The sequence below is a fragment of the Rhodoferax sp. genome (assembly GCF_012927445.1).
Lineage (GTDB): Bacteria > Pseudomonadota > Gammaproteobacteria > Burkholderiales > Burkholderiaceae_C > Rhodoferax.
Genome location: NZ_JABBPD010000007.1, coordinates 436089 through 459239, shown reverse-complemented (window position 1 = coordinate 459239; position 23151 = coordinate 436089). Strand labels below are relative to the sequence as shown.

Here is a 23151-nt window from a genome sequence, read left to right as displayed (position 1 = left end):
CGAGGAGAGTCCATGGCATTGCAGTACCAGCTCAAAGAGGGCAGCTACCATTTGTACGACATGAGTACGCCTGCCAGCGTGGTCACCGGGGAACACCGTCTGCGCTTGAAAACAGACAATGTCGCCATTGCGTTCAATGTCAGCACCGGCATGCTGCATGAGCATGGCAGCCCGAGCCGCATCCACTCCTGGGCCACCACAGCGCGCCGCCGGCTGCGGGCCGCGGGCTCACTGGACAGCGCCAATGACATCGTGGTGGTGTCCGGCCCGCTGCCGGTCGACGAGATCAACAAATGTCTGCGCATCACCGGCTACTGCCGCCGCATGTTCAGCCGGCTGGCCACCCTGCCGCACGGCAAATTGGTGACGCGCGTCCGGCCGGCGCACTAGCTATTGTTTTAATAGCTGCCTGCGCAAGCAGGACGGGGGCTAGAGGCTTATTTGACCTAAATTCATCGCAATCCAGCCCCGGCATGGGACTGGATTGCTGGTGCTCAGATCAGTTTGGAGTACTTGGCGCTGGTTTGCTGCATCAGGTATTTGTCAAACACCATGGCCACTGCGCGCACAAACATCCGGCCCTTGGGCGTGACCTGAATGCTGTGGGCATCAACCTTGATCAACTCGGCCTCTTCATAGAGCTTCAGTTGTGACAGCTCCTCGGCAAAGTAGAGACCAAAGTTGATGCCGTGCGCCTTGTTGATCGCCGCAAAATCAACCGGCCCGCTGCACATCAGTTCCATGATCACCTGGCGGCGCAACACATCGTCCGCGCTGAGTGAAAAGCCCTTCTCAATCGGCAGCCGATTGGAATCCAGAAACGTGTAATAGCCCTTCACGGTGCGCACCGACTGGCTGTAGGAGTTGCCCACTTTGCCAATGGCGGAAACGCCGAAGCCAATCAGGTCACAGTCGGCACGGGTGGTGTAACCCTGGAAATTGCGGTGCAGGCTCTTGTCCAGCCGCGCCCGGTTCAACTCGTCCTCCGGCTTGGCAAAATGATCAAGCCCGATGTAGATGTAGCCGGCATTGAGCAAGCGGCGCACCGACATCAGGAAAATCTGCAAGCGCAGTTCGGCGGACGGCAAATCGGCTTCCACAATCAGGCGCTGCGCCTTGAAGCGGCTCGGCAGATGGGCGTAGTTGTACAGCGCGATGCGCTCGGGCGCCAGCTCGATCACGCGGTCCAGCGTGCGGTTGAAGCTCTCCATCGATTGTTTCGGCAAACCGTAAATCAGATCGGCGTTGATCGACTCAAAGCCCGCCTTGCGGCTGGCGGTGACGGCTTTCTCGACCATCTCGAACGGCTGCACCCGGTTCACGGCCTGCTGCACATCGGGGTCGAAGTCCTGCACCCCAAAGCTGGTGCGGTTAAAGCCCAGTTCGCCCAGCATCGCCATGGTGTCATCGCTGACGGTGCGCGGGTCGATTTCAATGCCGAGTTCGGCGTCGGGCAAGAACTCAAAGTGGCTGCGCAGCATCGCCATCAGTTCGCGCAACTCGTCCGGGCTCAGAAAAGTCGGGGTGCCGCCGCCAAAATGCAGCTGCGCCGTGCGCCGGTCCGGGCCCAACTGGGCGGCCACCATCGCCATCTCTTTTGACAGGTAACGCAGATACTCGGTGACGCGGCTGTGGTCCTGGGTGATGATTTTGTTGCAGGCGCAAAAGTAGCACAACGACTCGCAGAACGGCAAATGGACGTAAATCGACAACGGCGGATTGGTGCGTCCCGCCGTGTTGCGCTGCGCCAGGTACGGGATGTAGGTTTGCTCGGTAAATTGCTCATGAAACCGATCGGCCGTCGGGTACGAGGTGTAGCGCGGGCCGAGTTTGTCAAAGCGGCGGATCAGTTCTTCGGAAAATTCGATGTCTGGCAAAGTGTTCATGGGATGACCTGTCAATAATTTTTTCAGGGCCTGCCGCTGGCGGACAGGCCTTTTTACCGGCTCATTATGCGACCTTCGACCGGGCACCCTGACCCCGGCAGGGGCTTTGATCCCGCGCCAGGGGATGGACCGGCGCAAGGTTGCGAAATTTCTTTTTAAAAGAAGCATTTAAATTGCATCTTAGCGATAGATGCATTTAGAATGCCTCTTAAGTGCTGCCGGGTTCACGCTCTGTTCACTGAAATTTTCAAATCACCAATAAGGAATCTTTGCCATGCATGCCACACGCAAACTCTGGACCTGGCTCGCCGTCATCTGTGTACTGTCTTTTGCCGTTCTCGGCTGGGTCGGCACCGAGATTTACCTGACGGCGCCGCCAATTCCCAAACAAGTCATCAGTACCAAGGGCGACGTCCTGTTCTCCGAAGGCCAGGTACAGCGCGGCCAGGAAGCCTGGCTGTCGGCCGGCGGCCAGCAACTGGGCTCCGTTTGGGGCCATGGCAGCTATGTGGCGCCCGATTGGTCGGCCGATTGGCTGCATCGCGAAGCGCTGGCACTGCGTGCCGTCTGGGCGCAGCGCGAATTCAGCAAGCCGTTTGATCAATTGAGTGTCGGTCAGCAAGGCGAACTCAATGCGCGTCTCAAGGTAGAGATGCGGCGCAACACCTATGACGCCAAGACCGACACCATCACACTGTCGCCGGAACGCGCCGAAGCGGTGGGCCAGGTCGTGCAGCACTACGTCAGCCTGTTTGGCAGCGACCCCTCGCTGGACAAACTGCGCGAACAATATGCAATGAACGCCGGCTCCCTGCCCGACCCGCAGGATTTGCAAGCGCTGCCCGCCTTCATGTTCTGGTCGGCCTGGTCGGCCGCCACCGACCGTCCCGGTGAAACCGACCTGAGCTACACCAGCAACTGGCCGCACGAACCGCTGGTCGACAACACCCCGACCTCTGGCGCTGGCATCTGGTCGATCGCCAGCATCATTTTCATGATCGCCGCCATTGCGGGCATGATTTTCTACCACTCGATCAGCAAAGAAGAGGGCGACCCCACCCCGCCCAAGACCGATCCGCTGTTCGATCTGAAGCCGACGCCCTCGATGAAGGCGACGCGCAAGTACTTCTATGTCGTGATCGGCCTGATCCTGGCACAAGTCGGCATGGGCGTGATCACCGCGCACTACGCGGTCGAGGGCCAGAGCTTCTTTGGCTTCCCGCTGGCGCAGATCCTGCCGTTTACCGTGAGCCGCACCATCCACACCCAGTTTGCGGTCTTGTGGATTGCCACCGCCTGGCTGGCGACCGGTCTGTACATCGCCCCGGCAATCTCCGGCCACGAACCCAAATACCAGAAACTCGGCGTTGACGTGCTGTTCTACGCCCTGCTGTTCATCGTGGTTGGCTCCACCGCCTTCGGCTGGCTCGGCAGCTTGCAGCATCTGGGCAATGACTTCTCGTTCTGGATCGGTAACCAGGGGCTGGAATTCACCAGCATGGGCCGCGTCTGGCAAGTGCTGTTGTTCATCGGCCTGTTGTTCTGGGTCACACTGCTGGGCCGTGGGCTTTGGCCTGCCCTGAAGACACCGTCCGAGAGCCGTGGCCTGATTGCCATGGTGTTCCTGGCGGCGCTGTGCATCGGCGGCTTCTACGCCACGTCACTGACCTGGGGTCCGCACACCCATTACTCGATGATCGAGTACTGGCGCTGGTGGTTGGTCCACCTGTGGGTGGAAGGCTTCTTTGAAGTGTTCGCTACCGCCGTGATTGCCCTGCTGTTCACCCGTCTCGGCCTGATCCGCGCCAGCACCGCCAACAGCGCCATCGTGCTGGAAACCATCGTGTTCCTGTTCGGCGGCATTCTGGGCACCTTGCACCACCTGTACTTCACCGGCACGCCAACCTTCGTGATCGCCATCGGCGCCATGTTCTCCGCGTTGGAAGTCGTCCCGTTGGCCATGATCGGTGTCGAAGCCTATCGCAACTACCAACGCTCCAAAGCGGCACCTTGGGTGCAAAGCTACAAGTGGTCGATTCTGTGTTTCATGGCGGTCGGTTTCTGGAACGTGGTCGGGGCCGGTTTGCTCGGGTTCTCGATCAATACACCGATCGCCCTGTATTACATGCAAGGCCTGAACATGACCGCCGCCCACGGCCATGCCGCGCTGTTCGGTGTCTATGGCATGTTGGGTATCGGCTTGTTGCTGTTCTGTCTGCGCGGTCTTTCAAGCCGCGCCGCCTGGTCGGACAAGCTGCTGGCCCCGATGTTCTGGTCGCTCAATATTGGCCTGGCCATGATGGTGTTCATCTCGCTGGTGCCAGCCGGTATTTACCAGGCCTGGGCCAGCATCACCAAGGGCATGTGGTTTGCCCGTTCACCGGAAGTGATTCACTCGCCGTTCATGGAAACCCTGGTCTGGATGCGGGTGCCGGGCGATATCGTCTTCACCATCGGCACCCTGTTTCTGGCCTGGTTCGCGATCAAGCTGCTGACCGGTGGCAAACGTAAACTGCCACTGCAAGTGCCCGTGGCGGTCGCCAAAAGAGCGTAAGCAAAGCCGCTCGGCCTGTCCAGCGTCCGCCAACTTGGGGTTAAGCCCCGGTTGGCGGACGCTTTTTTTCGTCTGGCCGGGTTTTACCCGCTAGGGTTGTGGATGCTGCCAACTTTTATAAACGGCTTCCAGACTGTAGCCGTCGGGATCAAGTACGTTGGCCGCGTAGTAGCGGGGGTCGTAGTGAAGACGCGCACCCGGCGCACCTTGGTCAGTGGCGCCTGCCGCGATTGCTTCTTTGTAAAAAGCGTCAACTTCTTCAATGCTGTTGGCAACGAAACCAATATGGGCGGCGCCGGCATCCGCGTTGCCCAGACGCAGCCAGAAAGCGACGCGGCCGTCCCGTCCGAATCCCTTCAAGTCCGGGTGTCCGGCTGGACCATGGGCCCCGTCATAGTCGATGACATGGCTGATGCCCAGCGGGGCCAGGATTCTTTCGTAAAAGTCGATGGATCGCTTCAGGTTGGTGACGGAGAGGAAGACATGATCCAGCATGGTGAAGATTCCATTTATTCAGCGTCCACCCGCCTCCCCAGGTTGCGGCGTGGAACGCCTGTTGAATTGCACGCTGTCTCCCGTGTGAAGAGCGAGGCCCAGCGAACGGCAGACAATTGTCGATCCCTATCGCACGAGGACTTGGCTCATTTTTGCCAGCTTCCAGCCCGGTGCCTGCTGCGTCGGCTGCTTGCGCCCGACCAAATCACTACTATTTTCATAGCTGCTTACGCATATAGGACGAGGGCTAGAGGCCGATTCAGCCTATATTCTTGCGCCACAGGCCGAACAGACGGTCTACACCTGGGTCTGCGTCACCGACTTGCGAAAGCGCGCCAGCGCCAGGGTGAAGAAAATGCTGCCGACGCCGAGCATGGCCAGCAGGTCGGCCCACACCACGCTGGCGCCCGCACCGCGGTACAGAATGGCCTGCGCCAGCCGCACAAAATAGGTGGTCGGGGCCAGCAGCATGATGTTTTGCACCAGAGCTGGCATGCTTTCGCGCGGCGTCACGCCGCCCGACAGCAGTTGCAGCGGGACGATGGTCAGGATGATCAACAGACCGAACTGCGGCATGGAGCGCGCCAGCGTGCCGAGGAAGATGCCGATGGACGCGGCCGCAAAGAGGTAGAGCGCGGCGGCGCCGACAAAAAGCGGCACCGAACCGGCAATCGGCACCCGCAACACCTGCTGGATGACCACCGTCAGCGCGAACGTCGCGCCGAGCAGCACGGTCAGTCCGTTGGCCCAGATTTTGGCCAGCATGATCTCGAACGGTGCCAGCGGCATGACCAGTAAATGCTCGATGGTGCCGTGCTCACGCTCGCGGATCAGCGCGGCACCGACCAGGATGATGGTCAGCATGGTGATGTTGGAGATCACTTCCATGACACCGCCGAACCAGGCGCCGGTCAGGTTCGGGTTGAAGCGCACGCGGGTGGCCAGCTGGATCGGCAGCGTCGCCGTGTCGCGCGTGCCGGTCAGGAATTCGCTGATCTCACCGGCCGCAATGGCCTGGATGTAGCTCGCGCCAATGAAGGACTGGCTCATGTTGGTCGCGTCGATGTTGAGCTGCACTTCGGGGTGCCGGCCGGCCACCAGGTCGCGCTGGAAATTGGCCGGAATAACGATGGTGAAAGAGTAAATTCCCTTGTCCATCACCGGATCAATGTCCTTCAATGCAATCAGCACCGGCGCCTTGAAATACGGCGGATAAAGCGCATCGACCAGACGCCGCGACAGGGGCGACTGGTCTTCGTCCACCACCGCCACCGGCGCGTTGTGCAGCTCGGTCGAGGTTGCCGTGGAGGCCACGTAGATGCCGCCGGAAAAGGCCCAGACGATCAGCACCAGCAGCACTTTGTCCGCCGTCAGACTGCGCAGTTCCTTCAGGCCGAGGCGGTAGATGTTGGACAGGCTGGTGAGCAAACGATTATTCTGCATGCCTATTTCTCCTGCTTGCGCAGCAGCGCCAGGCTCAGCAAGGTGAGGACCGGGATGAAGGCGGCCAGCGCCAAGAACTGGCTGGCGAGATCCGTGAGGTTGAGCGCCTTGGTGAAGACGCCGCGGCTGATGATCAGGAAATAGGTGGCCGGGAAAAATTGCCCGATCCAGTAGCCCACGCCTTCCAGCGAGCTAACCGGCGTCGTCAGACCGGCGAACTGCACGGTCGGCAGCATGGTCAGGAGGGCGGTGCCAAACAGCGCCGCGATCTGGGTGCGGGTGAAGGTCGAGATCAGCAGGCCGATGCCGGTGGTGGCCGTGACATAGAGCAGGGCGCCGAAGGACAGCGCGAGCAGGCTGCCCTTGACCGGCACGCCAAAGACGAACACGGCCTGCAGCAAGAGCAGAAAGAAGCTGAGCATCGACATGGCGATGTAGGGCAACTGCTTGCCGATCAGAAATTCAAGGCGCGTGACCGGCGTCACATACAGGTTGGTGATGGAGCCGAGTTCTTTTTCACGCACCACGCCGAGCGCCATCAGAATCGCCGGGATGAAGATCAGCAGCAGCGGAATCACCGCCGGCACCATGGCATAGAGGCTCTTGAAGTCCTGGTTGTAACGGTAACGTGCCTCCAGCGTCGCGGCCTGGACGGCTTGGGCGCCGGTGGCTTCAACGATCAGTTCGCTCACATATTGGCGGTGCAGGCCTTCAACGTAGCCGCGTACCGTCTCGCCGCGGTAGGGCATGGCGCCATCGACCCAGACACCGACCTCGGGCTGGCGTCCGAGCCGCAGGTCACGCCCGAAGCCGACGGGCAGCTCAATCGCCAGCGACAACTCGTCCCGCCGCATGCGACGGTCAATGTCGTCGCTGCTGGTGAGCGGCGCACGCTCGATGAAGTAGCGCGAGCCGGCAATGTTTTGCACATAGGCGCGGCTTTCCGGCGTCTGGTCGCGGTCGAGCACGGCAAAGCGCAGGCCCTCGACATCCATCGAGATACCGTAGCCCAGCACAAACATCAGCAGCACCGAACCCAGCAGCGCGAAAACCAGGCGGATCGGGTCGCGCCGCAGTTCGAGCGTTTCGCGGTAGGCGTAGCCCAGCAGGCGGCGCAGACTGAAGGCCGCATGCGGTCCGGCCTTCCGTGGCGTGGCCGGTTCGGCGGTTTTTTTCTCCACCGCGGGCGCCGGCACGGGTGTCGCGGGCGCGATGCCGCTGGCCTCTTCCAGATAGGAAATGAAGGCGTCTTCCAGCGTGGTGGCGCCGCGCGCCAGCCGCAAACCGGTCGGCGTATCGCTGGCCAGCACCCGCCCGGCGTGCATCAGCGAGATGCGGTCGCAGCGTTCGGCCTCGTTCATGAAGTGGGTCGAGATGAAGATGGTGACGCCTTGGCCACGCGATAACTCGACCAGCAGGGCCCAGAACTCGTCGCGCGCGATCGGGTCCACGCCCGAGGTGGGCTCGTCCAGGATCAGCAGTTTCGGCTCGTGCACCACCGCCACCGCGAGCGACAGGCGCTGGCGAATGCCGAGCGGCAGTTCGGCCGCCGGCGCATCGAGAAAGGCCGCCAGGCTGAAGCGCTCGATCAGCTCAGTCATGCGCGGCGCGATGCGCTCGGACGGCAAATGGAAGAGTCGCGCGTGCAGGTCCAGGTTTTGCAACACGGTCAGTTCGCCATAGAGCGAGAAGGACTGCGACATGTAACCAACCTGCTTGCGCGTTGCCAGATCACGCGCGTTGACCGGCTTGCCAAACAGCGCAGCCTGCCCTTCGGTCGGCGGCAGCAGGCCGGTGAGCATCTTCATGGTGGTGGTCTTGCCGCAGCCGTTGGAGCCGAGAAAGCCGAAAATCTCGCCGCGCTCAATGCGAAAACTGACGTCATCAACGGCGGTGAAGTCGCCGAAACGCTGCGTCAAATGGCTGGCCTCAATCGCCGGCAGTGCGCCATCGCGCTGGCGCGGCGGGATGACCAGCTCGTGGTGCGCGCGCTGCCGCTCTGGCGGCAACAGGCCGATGAACGCGCCTTCCAGCGTGGTCTCGCCGGTGCGCGCCAGCAGTTCGGCTGGCGTACCAGTGCCAAGCACGCGCCCGGCGTCCATCGCCACCAGCCAGTCGAAGCGCGCCGCTTCCTCCATATAGGCGGTGGCGACGATCACGCTCATGCCGGGGCGGCGGGCACGGATGCTGTCGATCAGTTCCCAGAACTGGCGGCGCGAGAGCGGATCGACGCCGGTGGTTGGCTCGTCGAGGATCAAGAGATCGGGATCGTGGATCAGCGCGCAGCACAGACCGAGCTTTTGTTTCATGCCGCCCGAGAGCTTGGCCGCTGGCCGCTCGCGAAACGGCGACAGGCCGGTGCTGGCGAGCAGTTCAGCAATGCGTGACTGGCGTTCCTGGGAGCTCTGCCCGAACAGGCGCCCAAAGAAGTCGACGTTTTCAAACACCGACAGCGTCGGGTACAGGTTCTTGCCGAGGCCCTGCGGCATGTAGGCAATGCGCGGCTGGGTCAGGTTGCGCTGGCGCCGGTCGGCCAGGTCGCTGCCGAGCACCTCGACCTGCCCGCTCTGGATCTGGCGCGCCCCGGCAATCAGCGCCAGCAGCGTCGACTTGCCGACGCCGTCCGGCCCGATCAGCCCGACCATGGCGCCGGCGGGAATATTCAGGTTGATCTGGTCAAGCGCCAGCACGGCGCCGTAGCGCTGGGTGATGCCCTGCAGGCGGGCAACGACGGGGCGGGCGGGATCGGCCGTCACGGCGGACTACCGCGTCTGCAGCTTGGCCGGCCACTCCTGGCCGCCATCGGTGCGCACATAGGCCATGCCCGGCATGCCGCCTTTGGTGATGTCCTGATGCTGCACCAGCCAGGCGGCATCCACCTTGACCTTGACGCGGAACATCAGCTTCTCGCGCTCACTGCGCGTTTCCACCTCTTTCGGTGTGAACTGGGCCCGTGGCGCCACGAAGCTGACCGTGGCCGGCAGCACTTGGTCCGGCAGCGCATCGAGCACAATGCGCGCCGCGCTGCCGATCCGGACCTTGCCGGCCTCGGCGGTGGGCAGAAAAATGGTCATGTAGACGTCGGACAGGTCGAGCAGCGTCAGCACCTTGCCGCCGGCGCCCACCACTTCGCCCGGTTCGGCCAAACGGTAGAGCACACGCCCGCTGATCGGCGCCTTGAGCGCGGTGTCATTGACCGTGGCGCTCAGGCTCTGGCCCCTGGCCACTGCCGCTTCTACCGCCGCATCGGACTCGGCCACCCGCACGCGTGCCGCGGCCAGGCCGGACTCGGCGCTTTGTTGCGCACTGCGGTCGCGGTCCAACTTGTCGCCGGTGATGAAGCCTTTTTGCACCAGTTCCTGCGAGCGTTGCATTGTTTTGAGCGCCAGCGTCACATCAGTCCCGGCCCGGCGCACGCCTTCCTTGGCCTCGCGCGTCATTTCCTGTGCTTGGCGCACTTGCGCCTCGGCGGCACGCAATTGCGCGGCGATGTCCTCGGCATCCAGCGTGGCCACCACCTGCCCTTTTTCCACCCGTTCACCTTCGCGCGGCGTCAGGCTGGCCAGCCGGCCCGCGATCTTGGTCGCCACATCGACTTCAAGCGCCTCCAGCCGCCCATTGCCGAACGCAATGCCGGTCGCCAGCTCGGGCGCCCGCAGCAACCAGGCGGCCAAGCCGGCGCCGAGGGCGGCCAGCAGCACGATCACGATAAAGAGCTTCTGCTTGGTGGAGAGGGTGCGCGTCATGGTGGTTTTTATCGATGTTATTGACTGGCTAGTCAGTTACTTTAAAAGTATAGCCCAGGGTTTTCCCGGCCCATCCCTCGGGACAACAACAACGGTGCTGAAATCAATCGAAAGTCGCCGCTGCATGCGCTTTCAGCAGGCAATCCTGAAACGCGCGGGTCACCCGGGACGGCAACGGCGAGCGCCGCACGATGCTGAAAAAACTGCAGGCGTAGCGAAACAAGTCCGGCTGGATGGCGCGCATCTGGCCGCTGCGCACAAAGGCTTGTGCGTAATGGTCAGGCAAAAATCCCAGGTACTTGCCGGACAGAATCAGCGTGGCAATCGACTCCTGGTCGTAGCCGGTGGCCTGGCGTGTCAGGCGCACCTGCTGGCTGATTTCCATATTGGGCGAGTGGTAGCCCAGGCCAGCGAAAGGCTGCGTACGCAACTCGTCCCAGGTCATCGCCCGCGGCGCGGCCTGGAACAGACCATGCTGCGCGCCACAGTACAAGAACATGGTCTCGCTGAACAGTTCGTCGTAAGCCAGAGAATCCGAGCTGCGATGGCCCGGAATCACCCCGACCTGAAACTGCCCGTCCATCACCCCGCGTTCAATCGCGTTGAGGGGCGCCACATGCAAGTGCAGACTCACATCGGGCGCCCGCTCGGAAAACAGCGCGATGGCTTCGCCCAGATGCGCGGCCGGGTTGCTGGCGGTTTTGTCAAACACCGCAATATTGAGCTGCCCGCCCATACGTTGGTGAATCTCGTCCACACGGCTGCGAAAGGCATCGGCCCCGGCCAGCAGACGCAAGGTCTCGGCATATATCTGTTGGCCCTCGGTCGTCAGGGCAAAACCGGCCCGGCCCCGGCGACACAGGGTCAGCCCGAGCCGGGTTTCCAGGTCCTTGATATGGCGGCTGACGGTGGAGATGCCAATGTTCAACTCCAACTCAGCCGCCGCCATGCCGCCGCACTCGACCACACTTTTAAACACCCGCAGCAAGCGAATGTCCATGTCGCTCACCTGACCCAAGGCGGCATGACGCTTTACTTTCATAAATTGATAACTTAATAGTGATATTTATACATTTATAAGAGTAACAGAGCCAATCAGAATCGCCCATTCACCCCTTCATTCTGGAACCGCCATGAACATGACCGAAGCCAACGCCCTCGCCCCCCTCCGCACGGATGCCGCCTGGTTAGAGGCGCATTGGATGCCCTACACCGGCAACCGAAACTTCAAGGCCAACCCGCGCATGATGGTGAGTGCCAAGGGCTGCTACTACACCGACCAGCACGGCAAACAGATTTTTGACGGTCTGTCCGGCCTGTGGTGCAGCGGCTTGGGCCATGGCCGCACGGAGATTACCGAAGCGGTGACGCGCCAGATGGCGACGCTGGACTATTCGCCTGCCTTCCAGTTTGGCCACCCGCTGTCGTTCGCGCTGGCCAACAAGTTGAAAGAGTTGACGCCCACCGGGCTGGACCATGTGTTCTTCACCGGTTCCGGTTCCGAGTCGGCTGACACCTCGCTCAAGATGGCGCGCGCCTACTGGCGCACCAAGGGGCAGGCCAGCAAAACGCTGCTGATCGGACGCGAAAAGGGCTACCACGGCGTCAACTTTGGCGGCATCTCGGTCGGTGGCATCGCGGCCAACCGCAAGATGTTCGGCCAGGGCATCGCCGCCGACCACCTGCCGCACACGCAACTGGCGAGCAACGCTTTTTCGCGCGGCATGCCGAGCCAGGGCGCCGAGCTGGCCGACGACCTGCTGCGCCTCATCACGCTGCATGACGCCAGCAACATTGCGGCGGTCATCGTCGAGCCGTTTTCCGGTTCGGCCGGCGTGGTGATCCCGCCGCAGGGCTACCTGCAGCGCCTGCGCGACATCTGCACGGCCAACAATATTTTGCTGATTTTTGACGAAGTGATCACCGGCTTTGGCCGCTGCGGTGCCTGGACCGGCGCCGAGGCCTTTGGCGTCACGCCCGACATCATGAATGTGGCCAAGCAGATCACCAACGGCTCGCAACCGCTGGGCGCCGTGCTGGTCAAAAAAGACATCTACGACACCTTCATGGCGCAGGGCGGGCCTGACTACATGCTCGAATTCGCGCACGGCTACACCTACTCGGCGCACCCAGTCGCCTGCGCCGTCGGCCTGGCGACGCTGGACTTGCTGGAGAAGGAGAACATGGTGGGACAGGTGAAAGCGATGGCGCCGTATTTCGAAGGCGCGGTGCACAACCTCAAGGGCACCAAGCACATCACCGACATCCGCAACTACGGCCTGGCCGCCGGCATCACCATCGATGCCGCGCCGGGTGAGCCGGCGCGCCGGCCCTTTGAGATCGCCATGGCCATGTTGGACAAGGGTTTTTACGTGCGCTACGGCGGCGACACCATCCAGTTGGCACCGCCCTTCATCTCCACCCCGGCGCAGATCGACAGCCTGATCAATGCGCTGGGCGAGTCCATCAACCAAACCGCCTGAACTCACGCCCTCTATGCAAAACCTTCCCCTGATTCAACACCTGATTGACGGCCAGCTGGTCGCCGGCGGCAGCCGTTCACAAGACGTCTTCAACCCGGCCACCGGCCAGGCTGAAAAGCGCCTGCTGCTGGCCGACAAGGCCACAGTCGAGCAAGCCATTGCCAGCGCCCACGCCGCCTACCCGGCCTGGCGCGCCACCCCGCCGCTCAAGCGGGCGCGGGTCATGAGCCGGCTCAAAGTTTTATTGGAAGAAAACGCCGAACAAATCTGCGCCCTGCTCACCGCCGAACACGGCAAGGTGGTGGGCGACGCCATGGGCGAGTTGCAACGCGGCATTGAAAACGTCGAGTACGCCAGCTACGCGCCGGAGTTGCTCAAGGGCGAGCACAGCAAAAACGTCGGCACCGGGGTGGACTCGTGGAGCGAGTTTCAACCCTTGGGCGTCACGGCCGGCATCACGCCGTTCAACTTCCCGGTCATGGTGCCGCTGTGGATGTGGCCGATGGCCATCGCCTGCGGCAACACCTTTGTGCTGAAACCGTCCGAGCGCGACCCCAGCAGTGCGCTGCTGGTGGCGCAACTGGCGTTGCAGGCCGGCCTGCCACCGGGTGTCCTCAACGTGGTGAATGGCGACAAGGAGGCGGTGGACACGCTGCTGGCGGACAAGCGCGTGCAGGCCATCAGCTTTGTCGGCTCGACCCCGATTGCCGAAACCATTTATGCCACCGGCTGTGCCAATGGCAAGCGCGTGCAGGCGCTGGGCGGGGCCAAGAACCACGCCGTGGTGATGCCCGATGCCGACGTCGCCAACGCCGTGAGCGCCTTGATGGGCGCGGCTTACGGCTCGTGCGGCGAGCGCTGCATGGCGATTCCGCTGGTGGTGGCGGTGGGTGATGCCGTTGCCGACGCGGTGGTGGCCGGCCTGCGGGTCGAAATTGCCAAGATGAAAGTGGGCCCCGGCACCGATGCCAGCAATGACATGGGCCCACTGGTGACCCAAGTGCACTTCGACAAGGTCAAAGGCTTTGTCGATCAAGGCGTGGCCGAGGGTGCCACGCTGGTGGTCGATGGTCGCTCCATCACGGTGCCCGGCCATGAACGTGGTTACTTCCTGGGCGCCTGTCTGTTCGACCATGTCAAACCGGGCATGACGATTTACCAGGAAGAAATCTTTGGCCCGGTGCTGGGGGTGATGCGGGTCAACACCCTGCAGGAAGCGATGGACTTGATTGACGCCCACGAGTACGGCAACGGCACCTGCATCTTCACCCGCGACGGCGAAGCCGCGCGCTACTTCAGCGATAACATTCTGGTCGGCATGGTGGGCGTGAACGTACCGCTGCCGGTACCGGTGGCCTACCACTCGTTTGGCGGCTGGAAGCGCTCGCTGTTTGGTGACCTTGGCGCTTACGGTCCGGACGCCGTGCGCTTTTACACCAAGCGTAAAACCATCACCCAGCGTTGGCCCTCGGCCGGGGTGCGGGAGGGAACCGCGTTTAGTTTTCCGAGCAACCGTTAACCCGACTCGCACCCTGAAACACCCGCTTGACGCGCTGGCGTCAGCGGGTGTTTTTTGTTGGCGCGCACCCGATCAACGGGGTCTCGGGTTTGCTTCTTTTTGAGTTTTCGCAAGTACCAGGCGCCAACCTCTGGATTAAATCAAGCACTCGGGAATATGTTGAGCGGCGGCACGATCAACATTGGTACCCCCGTTTTTGCCGTCTGGATACCGAAGAAACCGTTGCGCTCATTCAGTCCTGACGCGGGACTTGCTGATCAGGATTCACCATGGCATGAACGCGCCTTTGCCTACCCAACCAGGTCACATGTTCGAGATGTCGCCGCTACCCTATCTTCAGTGCCTTTTCTGCAACCATCTCAATCCAGCTGGGGCCAGCTTCTGCAATAACTGTGGCTCGGAGCTGCACCTGCAGCCCTGCGACCGATGTGGTGCGCTCAACAAACGAACCGAAAAAGGCTGCCATAAATGCGGCGCGAGCTTCACCCTGCCGGCAGCATCCGGGCGCAACGCCGCCGTGCCAGCGCTCAATGAGGCGGAGCCCGCCAATCTTCCACCGGGACAGGTCGTCGCCGCAACGCAGAACAAGCCGGCGAGGCTGTCGCGACGCACCTTGCAGTTGGCCGCACTGACGCTCTTGTTCGTGGCAATTGTGATGTCGGGTGAGTACTACTCCGAGCAGTCGGCTGAGTTCACGAAGACACAAGGCGTCATACCGTTTGCCCCACGCGTGTCCGGCCTCCCGATGGCGACCACCGTCCCACCGCCACCGGTAGCGACGCTGGTGGAAGAAGCGCCAGCGCGCCCAGACACGACGCCCAAACCCGCAGCCGTCACGGCCACCTCCACCGAACCGGAGTCGCCTGCGCCAGCGGCGGCTGGCGCCATGCTGAGTGTGCGGACATCCGCGGCGAACCAAGCGACCGCTATCAAGCGCCGAGAGCCAACGTTACTCAAGGAATGCCCGGACAGCGTCGCAGCGCTCGGTATCTGCAGTTCAAGTTCAAAAAACGAGGAGCAATAGCATGAAAAAAATGGTCTTATACACGCTGCTGGCAGCAATGCTGTGTCAGGGTCCGGCGGCAATCGCTGCTGTCGAATACAAGATCGCGACCGCGTCCGAGCGGGGAACCTATATCAAGATCGGGCGTGATCTCGCCCAGTATGTCGCGCCTGCCGCCGACATCCAGCTCGAGTCCGTGCCGTCGGCCGGCTCGGCAGAAAACGTTCGACGGCTCCGCTACGAACAGGGCATGAAACTGGCGTTGGTGCAGTCGGACGTCTACCAGTCATTCCTCGACATGGCCGCGAATGGCAATGCAGCGGCAGGCGCCATGATTCGGCCGCTGCGCGTGATCATGCCGCTGTATAACGAGGAAATCTACTTTATCGTGCGCGCTGACTCGGATCGAAATTACATCCACGAGATCCAGAATGCGAAGATCAATGCCGGCGAGTTAGGCAGCGGCACCGCGCTGACCTCGGCGACGCTCTACCGCCTGATGTATGACGAACCCATGGCGGACGCGAACACCAGCTACCTGTCAAACGAAGAGGCACTGGCCAAATTGGTCACGGACAAGTCGATTGACGTGGTGGCCGTTGTCGCCGGCCAGCCGGCCAAACTGCTCGTCGACATGAAACCCGAGTCCCGCAAACTGATCAAACTGCTCAAGTTTGATCCTAGCCACCCCTCTAGTCAGGCGGTGCTCAAGACCTATTTTCCAGCGACAGTACGGGCCAGCAATTACCCCAACCTGCTGACGGCGGACCTTCCCGGCGTGGCGGTCAAGGCTTTTCTGGTCACCTACGATTTCCAGTTGAAGGACACCGAGCGCCACCTGCGGCAGTTTGCGCGTTCGCTCTGCCAGAACTTCTCGACCTTGCAGGAAAAAGGACACCCGAAGTGGCGCGAGGTTGACCTTGCTTTGCCCGAGCTCGGGCGCGGCTGGTTTTACTTTCCCGCAACGGCGCGTGAACTCCGCTCCTGCATCGCTGGCGAACCAATGCGGGGCCAGCTAACGAAAGCACGCCCAGCCAAGCTGTGCTCGCAGCAGGAACGGATTCTGGGTCTGTGCAAATAAGCCGGCCAATTTGGCCAAGCTGCACGGATTTACTGCTTGATGGCTTCGATCTGGATCAGCAGACGCACATTCTTGGGGAAGCCCCAATCGATGCCGTAGTTCATGCCGAACTGGGTGCGATCGATCGTCGTTTCAAAATCGCCACCGCACACTTCACGTTTGACCATGGGGCTGTCGTAGCAATTGAAGTTATTCGCCTTGAGCGTCACCGGCTGGGTCTTGCCGAGCAGAGTCAAGGTGCCCGTCACTTCCGACACCTTGTCACCACTGAAGCTGAATTTATCGGCGGCGAATGTCGCAGTAGGGAACTTGGCCGAGTCAAACAGCTCAGCGCTTTGCAGGTGCTTGTTGAACGGTGCCGTGCCGGTGTTGATGGACGCGGTGTCAATCACGATCTCGACCTTGCCGGTTTTAGCCGCGCGGTCAAACTGGACGGTGCCTTCTTTTTTGTCAAAGCGACCCCGGTTGGTGGAGGTGCTGAAATGCCCAATCTCAAACGTCACAAACGTGTGGCTGGGATCAATGGCGTAGTTGGCCGCTTGAACTTGGGTCGCACCCGCCAGCAGGGTGGCAGCAGCGGCGACAGACAGAAGAGAGAAACGCATTGAATAGCTCCAGAAGTAGGGGTTGAAGAAGAAATTGAAAAAAGAGAACCGTGGAAATAGCTTAGAGCTTGCCGACACCGTTCAAAGCCAGCTTGAATTTGACCTGGACGTCATCTGCCACCATCGAGGTGTCAGCCCATTCGTTTTCGCCAATCTTGAAGCCGAGGCGTTTGATCGGGAATACGCCAACGGCGGTCGTCACCGCGCCGGCCTGGGTCATGGTGACGGGCACCACCACATCGCGCGATTGACCTTTGATGCTGAGCTTGCCGGTCACTTCATATTTGCCAACCCCCAAAGCCTTGAATCCAGATGAGGCAAACGTGGCTTGCGGAAATTTGGCCGTGTTGAACCAGACCGCCTTGGGCAACTCGGCATCGGTCTCGGGTGAGCCCAGCGTGGCGCTGGCGATATCGACCGTAAAGGCCACTTTGCTGGTGGCTGATTTGGCCGCGTCAAAGTTGATTTGTCCCTCAAACTTTTTGAAATGGCCTTCTACCGGCACGCCCATTTGCTTAAAAACAAAACCAATGTCGCTTTGCGCCGGAATCAGTTTTTGCGGCGCATTTTTTTGCTGCGCCGCCACCGGCAACGCGCTGGCCAGCAACAAAGAAGCTGTCAAAGAGAGAAGGAGAGAAGTCGATTTCATGAGGGGTGCTTTGTAAAAAAGTTTCAGCTTCGGCCGGGCAACATGCGGGACAGCAAACCGTCGCGGTCCACCCAGTGGTGCTTGAGGGCGGCAGCGAGGTGCAGGCCCGCCAGGCCCACCAAGGCATAGGCCGAAAGTTCGTGCAATGGTTTGATCATGTCGGCCAGTTCCTTGTTCTTTAACAGCAGGTCCGGCAGCGGAAGCTGGCCAAACCAGACAATCGGGAACCCTGCCGCCGAACTGTAGGCCCAGCCAATCAGCGGCACGGCAAAAAACAGCAGGTATAAAAGGTAATGGGTGGCATGGTAAGCGCGCGTTTGCCAACCCGGCATGGCCTTGGTGACGGCTGGTGGCAAGGCCGGTGGCCGATGGGTCACGCGCCACAGCAGACGCAAGACGGTCAGTGCCAGAAAAGTCACACCCGCCCATTTGTGCCAGTTGTAGAGTTTCAGGCGCAAGGGCGAAAACGGCAGGTCGGCCATGTAGAGGCCAACCGCGAACATGGCCAGAATGACCAGCGCCAGCAGCCAGTGCAGCGCGATGGCCAACAGCGTGTAGCGGGCCACAACCTGCGTCGGGCCAGAGGAGGGAGATACGGTCACGTCAGACTTCCTAAAATTGATTTCACAAGGCGTAGCCTGTGAACGGATCAAAGTTTAGAGGTCAATGTATTTAAACAAGTTCAATTGAATTGAAGTTTAAGTTCATTTTTTTTGAATAGCTGGTCCACGCCCGCTTGCCGCTCAAAGTCCCAGCGCGTAACGGTGCGCACCCCGGCGCAAGCGGGGGAGCTTGCGCGCGGCGTCAAGCATGACGCGGGCCGAAAAAGAGGTGTGATCGAAGCGCGCTTCCAGGAGCAGGCTCTCGTGCGGGCCGTGGGTGGCGCTGCCGCGGCGGTCCAACACGACGCCGAGCCCTTCCTCGCCTTCCAGCTCGGACAGGCACTCCACCTGAAATACCTGGGTAACGTCACCGGCAAACAGGGGGTCGGCGGCAATGGCCGCCTGAACCTGCGCAAGCGCCACGCCCTGCGCCAGTTCGACATATACATAATGCTGTGTCGAGCCATTCTCGCCAGGATATTCACCGGCAAGCGCGTCCTTGACACCCCGAATGCCCGCGGCGACCGTGGTGTGGTGCAGGTTCAGACCAGGGTGCCGGTGAAACAGGGTCTGGCCGCGCGGAATCAGCATCTCGAAGGCGCTGCGCAGCAAGGGCAGGACACCAGGCTCCCAGCCGGCCGCGACCACCGCCGCCACATGATGGTTGTCCGCCGCCTCGTCAAGCGCGGCATGATGCGCCTCCATGGCCTTTCCCTCGAAACAGGCACATTCAACAATTGGAATGCGTGCCTGAAAAAGTTCGCGCGCCACGCCCAGCACCGCATCAGCCGGCACGCACACCAGTGCCGCCTTGACGTCCGCCAGCTCTCTGACATGCGAAGCGACGGCAAAGCGCTGCAGGCGGCCAGGCAAGGTGCCTGGCGCGTCGGGATGGCGCACAACCCCCGCCAACCCAAGCTCACTGTCGTCGATCAGCGCCTCGGCACACGCCCGGCCCAAGCGGCCCAAACCAATCACCGCCACCTGCAGTTTTGTCATCGCATCTCCACCTGGGCCGCAACAGCAGAAAAAATCCACTGTAGGACCGTGCGTTTGCAGCAGCTTGATATTCCTCAAGCGTCAAACCCGCTTCGCCAAGGCCTCGAACTCGTGCAGCGGCTGCGGCCAGCGCGGTGCCATCAAGCCGGTAGGCAATGTAACCGCCGTTGAAAAACTCCTGTAGCGCCGGGCGGTTTTCCAGCATGGCTTGCAAGGACGTCGTATTGCCCAGAATGGCGGGGCCCACAATCTTGGCGACTTTTCCCAGCAAGTTAAACCGGTCGTCCAGCTCCTGGTTGACTTGGGCGGCCGTGAAAGAAGCCGTTGCGAATTGTTGCTCGCTCAACAGGCGTTGCATATCGTCGCGCAGCATCTGGCTGGCATAAAACGCCAGCGACCCGAGGCTGACCAGAACAGTCGCCAGTGTGGCAAGGGTAATTCTGGTTTTTCCAGAATTACCACGTGGATCGGTGTCCGCGTGGTCAGTTTGCCCTGCATGATGCGTATACAGACGACGTGTGTCCGCTCAGGCGCGCGCAGTGCAAAATAGCGTCCATGAAAACACCCCCGAGACTGCAGTCGTTAGTTGAAGAAGGCCTGATTGACACGGTCGTGCGCCAGCTCATGAGCGGCAAAGAGGCCATGGTCTACGTGGTGCGCTGTGGCGACGAGACCCGCTGCGCCAAAATCTACAAAGAGGCCACGCAGCGCAGCTTCCGCCAAGCGGTGGACTACACCGAAAACCGCAAGGTCAAAAACTCGCGCGAAGCGCGCGCCATGGCCAAGGGCACCCGCTTTGGCCGCGAAAAGCAAGAGGCCGCCTGGCAGAGCGCCGAGGTCGACGCGCTGTACCGCCTGGCCGATGCCGGCGTGCGCGTGCCCAAGCCGCACAATTTTTGCGATGGCGTGCTGCTGATGGAGCTGGTGACCGATGAGCACGGCGACGCGGCGCCGCGGCTGAACGACGTGGCGCTCACGCCCGAGCAGGCGCGGGCGCATCATGCGGCCTTGTTGATCGAGGTCATGCGGATGCTGTGCGCCGGTGTGGTGCACGGCGACCTGTCGGAGTTCAATATTTTGCTGGCAGAGGACGGCCCGGTGATCATCGATCTGCCGCAGGCGGTGGACGCCGCCGGCAACAACCACGCCCAACGCATGCTGCTGCGCGATGTAGCCAACCTGCGCAACTTCTTCGGCCAGTTTGCACCGGAGCTGCTGCAGACCGACTTTGGCCCCGAGATCTGGGACCTGTACCAACGCGGGGTGCTCGACCCGGCGGTGGTGCTGACAGGTCATTTCGAGCGCAAGGCCGGGGCCGTCGATGTCGGTGGCTTGATGCGCGAGATTGACGATGCCCGCGCCGAGGACGCGGCGCGCCGTCTGCGCATGCAGACGACGCAGTGACGGAGCGATCCTAGGCGTTGGCCAGACTGATGGCTTCTTGCGCCAGAATTTCCGCTTCTTTCTCGTGGGTCAGCATGGAGCCCGTATCCCGGTAACGCGTGTGCCATGACAGCGCTTTTTCCAGCATATGGGGCGTGTGTCCGCCGCGCAGCTGGGCTTCCGTCACATAGTCGTGCAGCATTTGCCGATAGGGTTCGGCGACGCAGTTGTTGATGATGACCTCGGCCCGCTCGCGCGGCGCCAGTCCGCGCAAGTCAGCCAAGCCGACTTCGGTGACGATGATGTCCACGTCATGTTCGGTGTGGTCGACGTGCGACACCATCGGCACGATGCTCGATATTTTGCCGCCTTTGGCAATCGATTTGGTGGCAAAAACGGACAAGTAAGCGTTGCGCGCAAAGTCACCCGAGCCGCCGATGCCATTCATCATGTGCGTGCCCAGCACGTGGGTTGAATTGACGTTGCCGTAGATGTCGGCTTCCAGCGCGGTGTTGATGGCGATGATGCCCAGACGCCGGATGATTTCCGGGTGGTTGCTGACTTCTTGCGGGCGCAGCACCAGACGGTCCTTGTATTTGCCGATATGGCCGAAGACTTCCTTGCTTTTCTGCGACGACAGGGTGATCGAGGAACCGGAGGCGAAATCCAGCTTGCCAGCGTCGAACAAGTCGAAGGTCGAATCCTGCAGCACCTCGGAATACATCGTCAGGTGCTGGAACGGACTGTCAATGAAGCCGCCCATCACGGCGTTGGCGATGGTGCCAATGCCAGCCTGCATGGGCAGCAGGCTCTCGGTCAGGCGCCCTTGTGCCACTTCGTCCTTGAAGAAGTCGACCAGATGCGCGGCGATGGCCGCGGTCTCAGTGTCTGGCGGCAGGATGGTCGAGGAGCTGTCCAGCTTTTCAGTGAAAACAATGGCAACGATTTTGTCGGCCGGGATCTCGATCGCCGTGGTGCCGATGCGGTCATGCGGCGTCATCAACGGCATCGGTTCGCGTTGCGGACGGTGCTTGGGAATAAAGATGTCGTGCAGGCCTTCGAGTTCCAGCGACTGGGTGATGTTGATTTCGACGATCACCTTGTCGGCCAGAATTGCAAAGCTGGCGCTGTTGCCGACCGACGTGGTCGGGATGATGGCGCCGGTCTCGGTGATGGCGATGGCCTCAATGATGGCAATGTCGATCGGTGCCATCTGCCGGGTCCGCAACAGCTCGACTGTTTCGGACAGGTGCTGGTCCACATACATCACCTCGCCCCGATTGATGGCGGCGCGCAACACCGGATCGGCCTGGAACGGAATACGGCGTGCCAGCACGCCGGCTTCGGTCAGTGTCTTGTCGACATCGCTGCCCAGCGAGGCGCCGGTCATCAGCGTGATTTTCAGTTTTTCGTTGCGGGCCCGTTCGGCCAGCGCCATCGGCACCACCTTGGCGTCGCCCGCGCGGGTAAAGCCGCTCATGCCAATGGTCATGCCGTCTTGTATCCACTCCGCCGCCTTGGCGGCGCTGGTCACACGCGCTCTCAATAAGGGCAAACGGATACGGTCCTGATGCTTATCTTGCATTTTTTGAATTCCTTTGATGTCTATAAAGTTGAAGAGCGCAGCGACCAACAGAGGGCTTGGCGATGTGACGGGGGTAGCTGCATTTACGTCAAGCAATAGTTGACGGGCGCCAGCGGCGCGGGACTGTCTTCGTCGCCCAGGGATTCCCGCAGGTTGATTTCAATGGTGCGGCAGATGGCATTCAAAGGCAGGTCATTGGCGTCCATGCCAAACGGCTCTTCGATCTCATCGCCCAGCGCATCCAGGCCGAAAAAAGTGTAGGCCACGATGGCCACCACAAACGGGGTCATGAAGCCGATGGAGTCGACCAGCCCGAACGGCAGCAAAAAGCAATACAAGTACGCGGTCCGGTGCAACAGCAGCGTGTAGGAAAACGGGATCGGTGTGCTTTTGATGCGCTCGCACCCGCCCGCAGCGGCGGTCATGGCGGACAGGGTGCTGTCAATGCCGGCCGCCAGGCAGCTGTCAATCCGCCCCTCTTTCAGGCTCTGCGCCAGATCCTGACCCATTTTCAGCATCAGGAAATCCGGCTTGTTGGATGCCTTTTGCAGTTGTTGCCACTCCGACTCCAGGAGCAGGCCTTTCAATTCCGGCTGTGCGTCGGTGTCGCGCAGCTGGTGGCGCAAAGCGTGCGCGAACGCAATGGCGCGGTAAATCATGCGGACCCGTAGATCCACTAAACCGCGACTGGCCTGGGCCGACTCGGCATAGGCAATCAAGCTTTGGCACTGGCGCGACAGGCTCCGGCTTTTATGGACCAGTTCGCCCCATAGCTTGCGCGCTTCCCAAAAGCGGTCATAGGCCACGTTGTTGCGAAAGCCCAAGAAAATCGCCAGCGGCAAGCCGATCAAGGTGAAGGGAATCGTGGTCAGGGTTATCTTGAGCGCAAACAGGTCGCCATGGGTCAGCGTGACCCCGGTGGCGATCACCGTGGTGGCGATCAACGATGGCAAAATCCGCGGCAAGATGGAGCCGCGAAGCAGCAAGAACATCTTGAGCCCGGATGGCCGGCTTCTGACAATCATGTCTAAATTCCCTTTAGGGACCGATTTTCAAAGAAATTCACAAATATATTAGTATTTTAATCGCTAATATATTAGCGATTAAATGCGCGTTTT

Annotated in this window: 20 protein-coding genes; 7 read left to right on the top strand and 13 right to left on the bottom strand. The window is 61.2% G+C overall.

Features of this window, described 5'->3' with window-relative positions; genetic code table 11:
• Nucleotides 1–12: 12 nt before the first annotated feature.
• Nucleotides 13–390, top strand: coding sequence for a hypothetical protein (locus HHJ17_RS13915; RefSeq protein ID WP_296506162.1), 378 nt, complete (start codon nt 13–15; stop codon nt 388–390).
• A gap of 104 nt (nt 391–494) precedes the next feature.
• On the opposite strand, the gene hemN is transcribed toward HHJ17_RS13915, so the two are convergent.
• Nucleotides 495–1886: an oxygen-independent coproporphyrinogen III oxidase gene (gene hemN, locus HHJ17_RS13910; RefSeq protein WP_296506160.1), complete on the bottom strand. Its 1392-nt coding sequence runs from the start codon at nt 1884–1886 to the stop codon at nt 495–497.
• A 274-nt stretch (nt 1887–2160) separates the two neighbouring features.
• On the opposite strand from hemN, the gene HHJ17_RS13905 reads away from it, so the two are divergent.
• Nucleotides 2161–4440: a nitric-oxide reductase large subunit gene (locus HHJ17_RS13905; RefSeq protein ID WP_296506158.1), complete on the top strand. Its 2280-nt coding sequence runs from the start codon at nt 2161–2163 to the stop codon at nt 4438–4440.
• Between the two features lie 90 nt (nt 4441–4530).
• Here HHJ17_RS13905 and HHJ17_RS13900 read toward each other — a convergent pair whose 3' ends face one another.
• The 5 genes from HHJ17_RS13900 to HHJ17_RS13880 form a co-directional block, all read right to left on the bottom strand.
• Nucleotides 4531–4935, bottom strand: coding sequence for a VOC family protein (locus HHJ17_RS13900; protein WP_296506156.1), 405 nt, complete (start codon nt 4933–4935; stop codon nt 4531–4533).
• A 297-nt stretch (nt 4936–5232) separates the two neighbouring features.
• Nucleotides 5233–6378, bottom strand: a complete 1146-nt coding sequence (locus tag HHJ17_RS13895) for an ABC transporter permease (RefSeq protein WP_296506154.1) — start codon at nt 6376–6378, stop codon at nt 5233–5235.
• A gap of 2 nt (nt 6379–6380) precedes the next feature.
• Entirely contained in the window at nt 6381–9068 is a 2688-nt protein-coding gene (gene rbbA / locus HHJ17_RS13890) for a ribosome-associated ATPase/putative transporter RbbA (RefSeq protein WP_296506152.1), read from the bottom strand.
• A gap of 72 nt (nt 9069–9140) precedes the next feature.
• Entirely contained in the window at nt 9141–10124 is a 984-nt protein-coding gene (locus tag HHJ17_RS13885; protein WP_296506151.1) for an HlyD family efflux transporter periplasmic adaptor subunit, read from the bottom strand.
• Between the two features lie 103 nt (nt 10125–10227).
• Nucleotides 10228–11166 (bottom strand): LysR family transcriptional regulator, encoded by a 939-nt coding sequence (locus HHJ17_RS13880; protein WP_296506149.1) that lies wholly within the window; start codon nt 11164–11166, stop codon nt 10228–10230.
• Between the two features lie 97 nt (nt 11167–11263).
• Between HHJ17_RS13880 and HHJ17_RS13875 the strand changes: the two genes are divergently transcribed.
• From HHJ17_RS13875 to HHJ17_RS13860, 4 genes are all read left to right on the top strand, one after another.
• Nucleotides 11264–12607, top strand: coding sequence for an aspartate aminotransferase family protein (locus HHJ17_RS13875; RefSeq protein WP_296506379.1), 1344 nt, complete (start codon nt 11264–11266; stop codon nt 12605–12607).
• 13 nt (nt 12608–12620) lie between these two features.
• The gene (locus HHJ17_RS13870) at nt 12621–14126 is read left to right on the top strand and encodes a CoA-acylating methylmalonate-semialdehyde dehydrogenase (protein ID WP_296506147.1); all 1506 of its coding nucleotides are present in this window, start codon (nt 12621–12623) and stop codon (nt 14124–14126) included.
• A 274-nt stretch (nt 14127–14400) separates the two neighbouring features.
• Nucleotides 14401–15150: a zinc ribbon domain-containing protein gene (locus tag HHJ17_RS13865; protein ID WP_296506145.1), complete on the top strand. Its 750-nt coding sequence runs from the start codon at nt 14401–14403 to the stop codon at nt 15148–15150.
• Nucleotide 15151: 1 nt separating this feature from the next.
• Nucleotides 15152–16210: a TAXI family TRAP transporter solute-binding subunit gene (locus tag HHJ17_RS13860; protein WP_296506143.1), complete on the top strand. Its 1059-nt coding sequence runs from the start codon at nt 15152–15154 to the stop codon at nt 16208–16210.
• 29 nt (nt 16211–16239) lie between these two features.
• On the opposite strand, the gene HHJ17_RS13855 is transcribed toward HHJ17_RS13860, so the two are convergent.
• The 5 genes from HHJ17_RS13855 to HHJ17_RS13835 all read right to left on the bottom strand — a co-directional run bounded on the left by HHJ17_RS13855 (nt 16240) and on the right by HHJ17_RS13835 (nt 19438).
• Nucleotides 16240–16815: a YceI family protein gene (locus tag HHJ17_RS13855; RefSeq protein ID WP_296506142.1), complete on the bottom strand. Its 576-nt coding sequence runs from the start codon at nt 16813–16815 to the stop codon at nt 16240–16242.
• 61 nt (nt 16816–16876) lie between these two features.
• Nucleotides 16877–17464, bottom strand: coding sequence for a YceI family protein (locus HHJ17_RS13850; RefSeq protein ID WP_296506141.1), 588 nt, complete (start codon nt 17462–17464; stop codon nt 16877–16879).
• Between the two features lie 23 nt (nt 17465–17487).
• A complete protein-coding gene (locus HHJ17_RS13845) occupies nt 17488–18066 on the bottom strand; it encodes a cytochrome b (protein WP_296506139.1) in 579 nt (192 codons plus the stop codon).
• A gap of 141 nt (nt 18067–18207) precedes the next feature.
• The gene (locus HHJ17_RS13840) at nt 18208–19065 is read right to left on the bottom strand and encodes a hypothetical protein (RefSeq protein ID WP_296506137.1); all 858 of its coding nucleotides are present in this window, start codon (nt 19063–19065) and stop codon (nt 18208–18210) included.
• Nucleotides 18986–19438 carry a hypothetical protein gene (locus HHJ17_RS13835; protein ID WP_296506135.1) on the bottom strand — a complete coding sequence of 151 codons (453 nt, stop codon included), beginning with the start codon at nt 19436–19438 and terminating at the stop codon, nt 18986–18988. Before HHJ17_RS13835 ends, HHJ17_RS13840 begins: the two co-directional genes overlap by 80 nt.
• 182 nt (nt 19439–19620) lie before the next feature.
• Between HHJ17_RS13835 and HHJ17_RS13830 the strand changes: the two genes are divergently transcribed.
• Complete coding sequence (locus HHJ17_RS13830; protein WP_296506133.1) at nt 19621–20469, top strand: PA4780 family RIO1-like protein kinase; 849 nt, start codon at nt 19621–19623, stop codon at nt 20467–20469.
• 10 nt (nt 20470–20479) lie between these two features.
• Here HHJ17_RS13830 and HHJ17_RS13825 read toward each other — a convergent pair whose 3' ends face one another.
• Both HHJ17_RS13825 and HHJ17_RS13820 read right to left on the bottom strand, forming a co-directional pair.
• Complete coding sequence (locus HHJ17_RS13825) at nt 20480–22033, bottom strand: acetyl-CoA hydrolase/transferase family protein (RefSeq protein ID WP_296506132.1); 1554 nt, start codon at nt 22031–22033, stop codon at nt 20480–20482.
• An 83-nt stretch (nt 22034–22116) separates the two neighbouring features.
• Nucleotides 22117–23058, bottom strand: coding sequence for a bestrophin family protein (locus tag HHJ17_RS13820; protein ID WP_296506129.1), 942 nt, complete (start codon nt 23056–23058; stop codon nt 22117–22119).
• Nucleotides 23059–23151: the final 93 nt, after the last annotated feature.

Bases quoted from the DNA above. Each gene is read 5' to 3' on its own strand.
- HHJ17_RS13915 (WP_296506162.1), top strand. From the start codon at position 13: ATGGCATTGCAGTACCAGCTCAAAGAGGGCAGCTACCATTTGTACGAC.
- hemN (WP_296506160.1), bottom strand. From the start codon at position 1,886: ATGAACACTTTGCCAGACATCGAATTTTCCGAAGAACTGATCCGCCGC.
- HHJ17_RS13905 (WP_296506158.1), top strand. From the start codon at position 2,161: ATGCATGCCACACGCAAACTCTGGACCTGGCTCGCCGTCATCTGTGTA.
- HHJ17_RS13900 (WP_296506156.1), bottom strand. From the start codon at position 4,935: ATGCTGGATCATGTCTTCCTCTCCGTCACCAACCTGAAGCGATCCATC.
- HHJ17_RS13895 (WP_296506154.1), bottom strand. From the start codon at position 6,378: ATGCAGAATAATCGTTTGCTCACCAGCCTGTCCAACATCTACCGCCTC.
- HHJ17_RS13885 (WP_296506151.1), bottom strand. From the start codon at position 10,124: ATGACGCGCACCCTCTCCACCAAGCAGAAGCTCTTTATCGTGATCGTG.
- HHJ17_RS13880 (WP_296506149.1), bottom strand. From the start codon at position 11,166: ATGAAAGTAAAGCGTCATGCCGCCTTGGGTCAGGTGAGCGACATGGAC.
- HHJ17_RS13875 (WP_296506379.1), top strand. From the start codon at position 11,264: ATGACCGAAGCCAACGCCCTCGCCCCCCTCCGCACGGATGCCGCCTGG.
- HHJ17_RS13870 (WP_296506147.1), top strand. From the start codon at position 12,621: ATGCAAAACCTTCCCCTGATTCAACACCTGATTGACGGCCAGCTGGTC.
- HHJ17_RS13865 (WP_296506145.1), top strand. From the start codon at position 14,401: ATGAACGCGCCTTTGCCTACCCAACCAGGTCACATGTTCGAGATGTCG.
- HHJ17_RS13860 (WP_296506143.1), top strand. From the start codon at position 15,152: ATGAAAAAAATGGTCTTATACACGCTGCTGGCAGCAATGCTGTGTCAG.
- HHJ17_RS13855 (WP_296506142.1), bottom strand. From the start codon at position 16,815: ATGCGTTTCTCTCTTCTGTCTGTCGCCGCTGCTGCCACCCTGCTGGCG.
- HHJ17_RS13850 (WP_296506141.1), bottom strand. From the start codon at position 17,464: ATGAAATCGACTTCTCTCCTTCTCTCTTTGACAGCTTCTTTGTTGCTG.
- HHJ17_RS13840 (WP_296506137.1), bottom strand. From the start codon at position 19,065: ATGACAAAACTGCAGGTGGCGGTGATTGGTTTGGGCCGCTTGGGCCGG.
- HHJ17_RS13835 (WP_296506135.1), bottom strand. From the start codon at position 19,438: ATGCTGCGCGACGATATGCAACGCCTGTTGAGCGAGCAACAATTCGCA.
- HHJ17_RS13830 (WP_296506133.1), top strand. From the start codon at position 19,621: ATGAAAACACCCCCGAGACTGCAGTCGTTAGTTGAAGAAGGCCTGATT.
- HHJ17_RS13825 (WP_296506132.1), bottom strand. From the start codon at position 22,033: ATGCAAGATAAGCATCAGGACCGTATCCGTTTGCCCTTATTGAGAGCG.
- HHJ17_RS13820 (WP_296506129.1), bottom strand. From the start codon at position 23,058: ATGATTGTCAGAAGCCGGCCATCCGGGCTCAAGATGTTCTTGCTGCTT.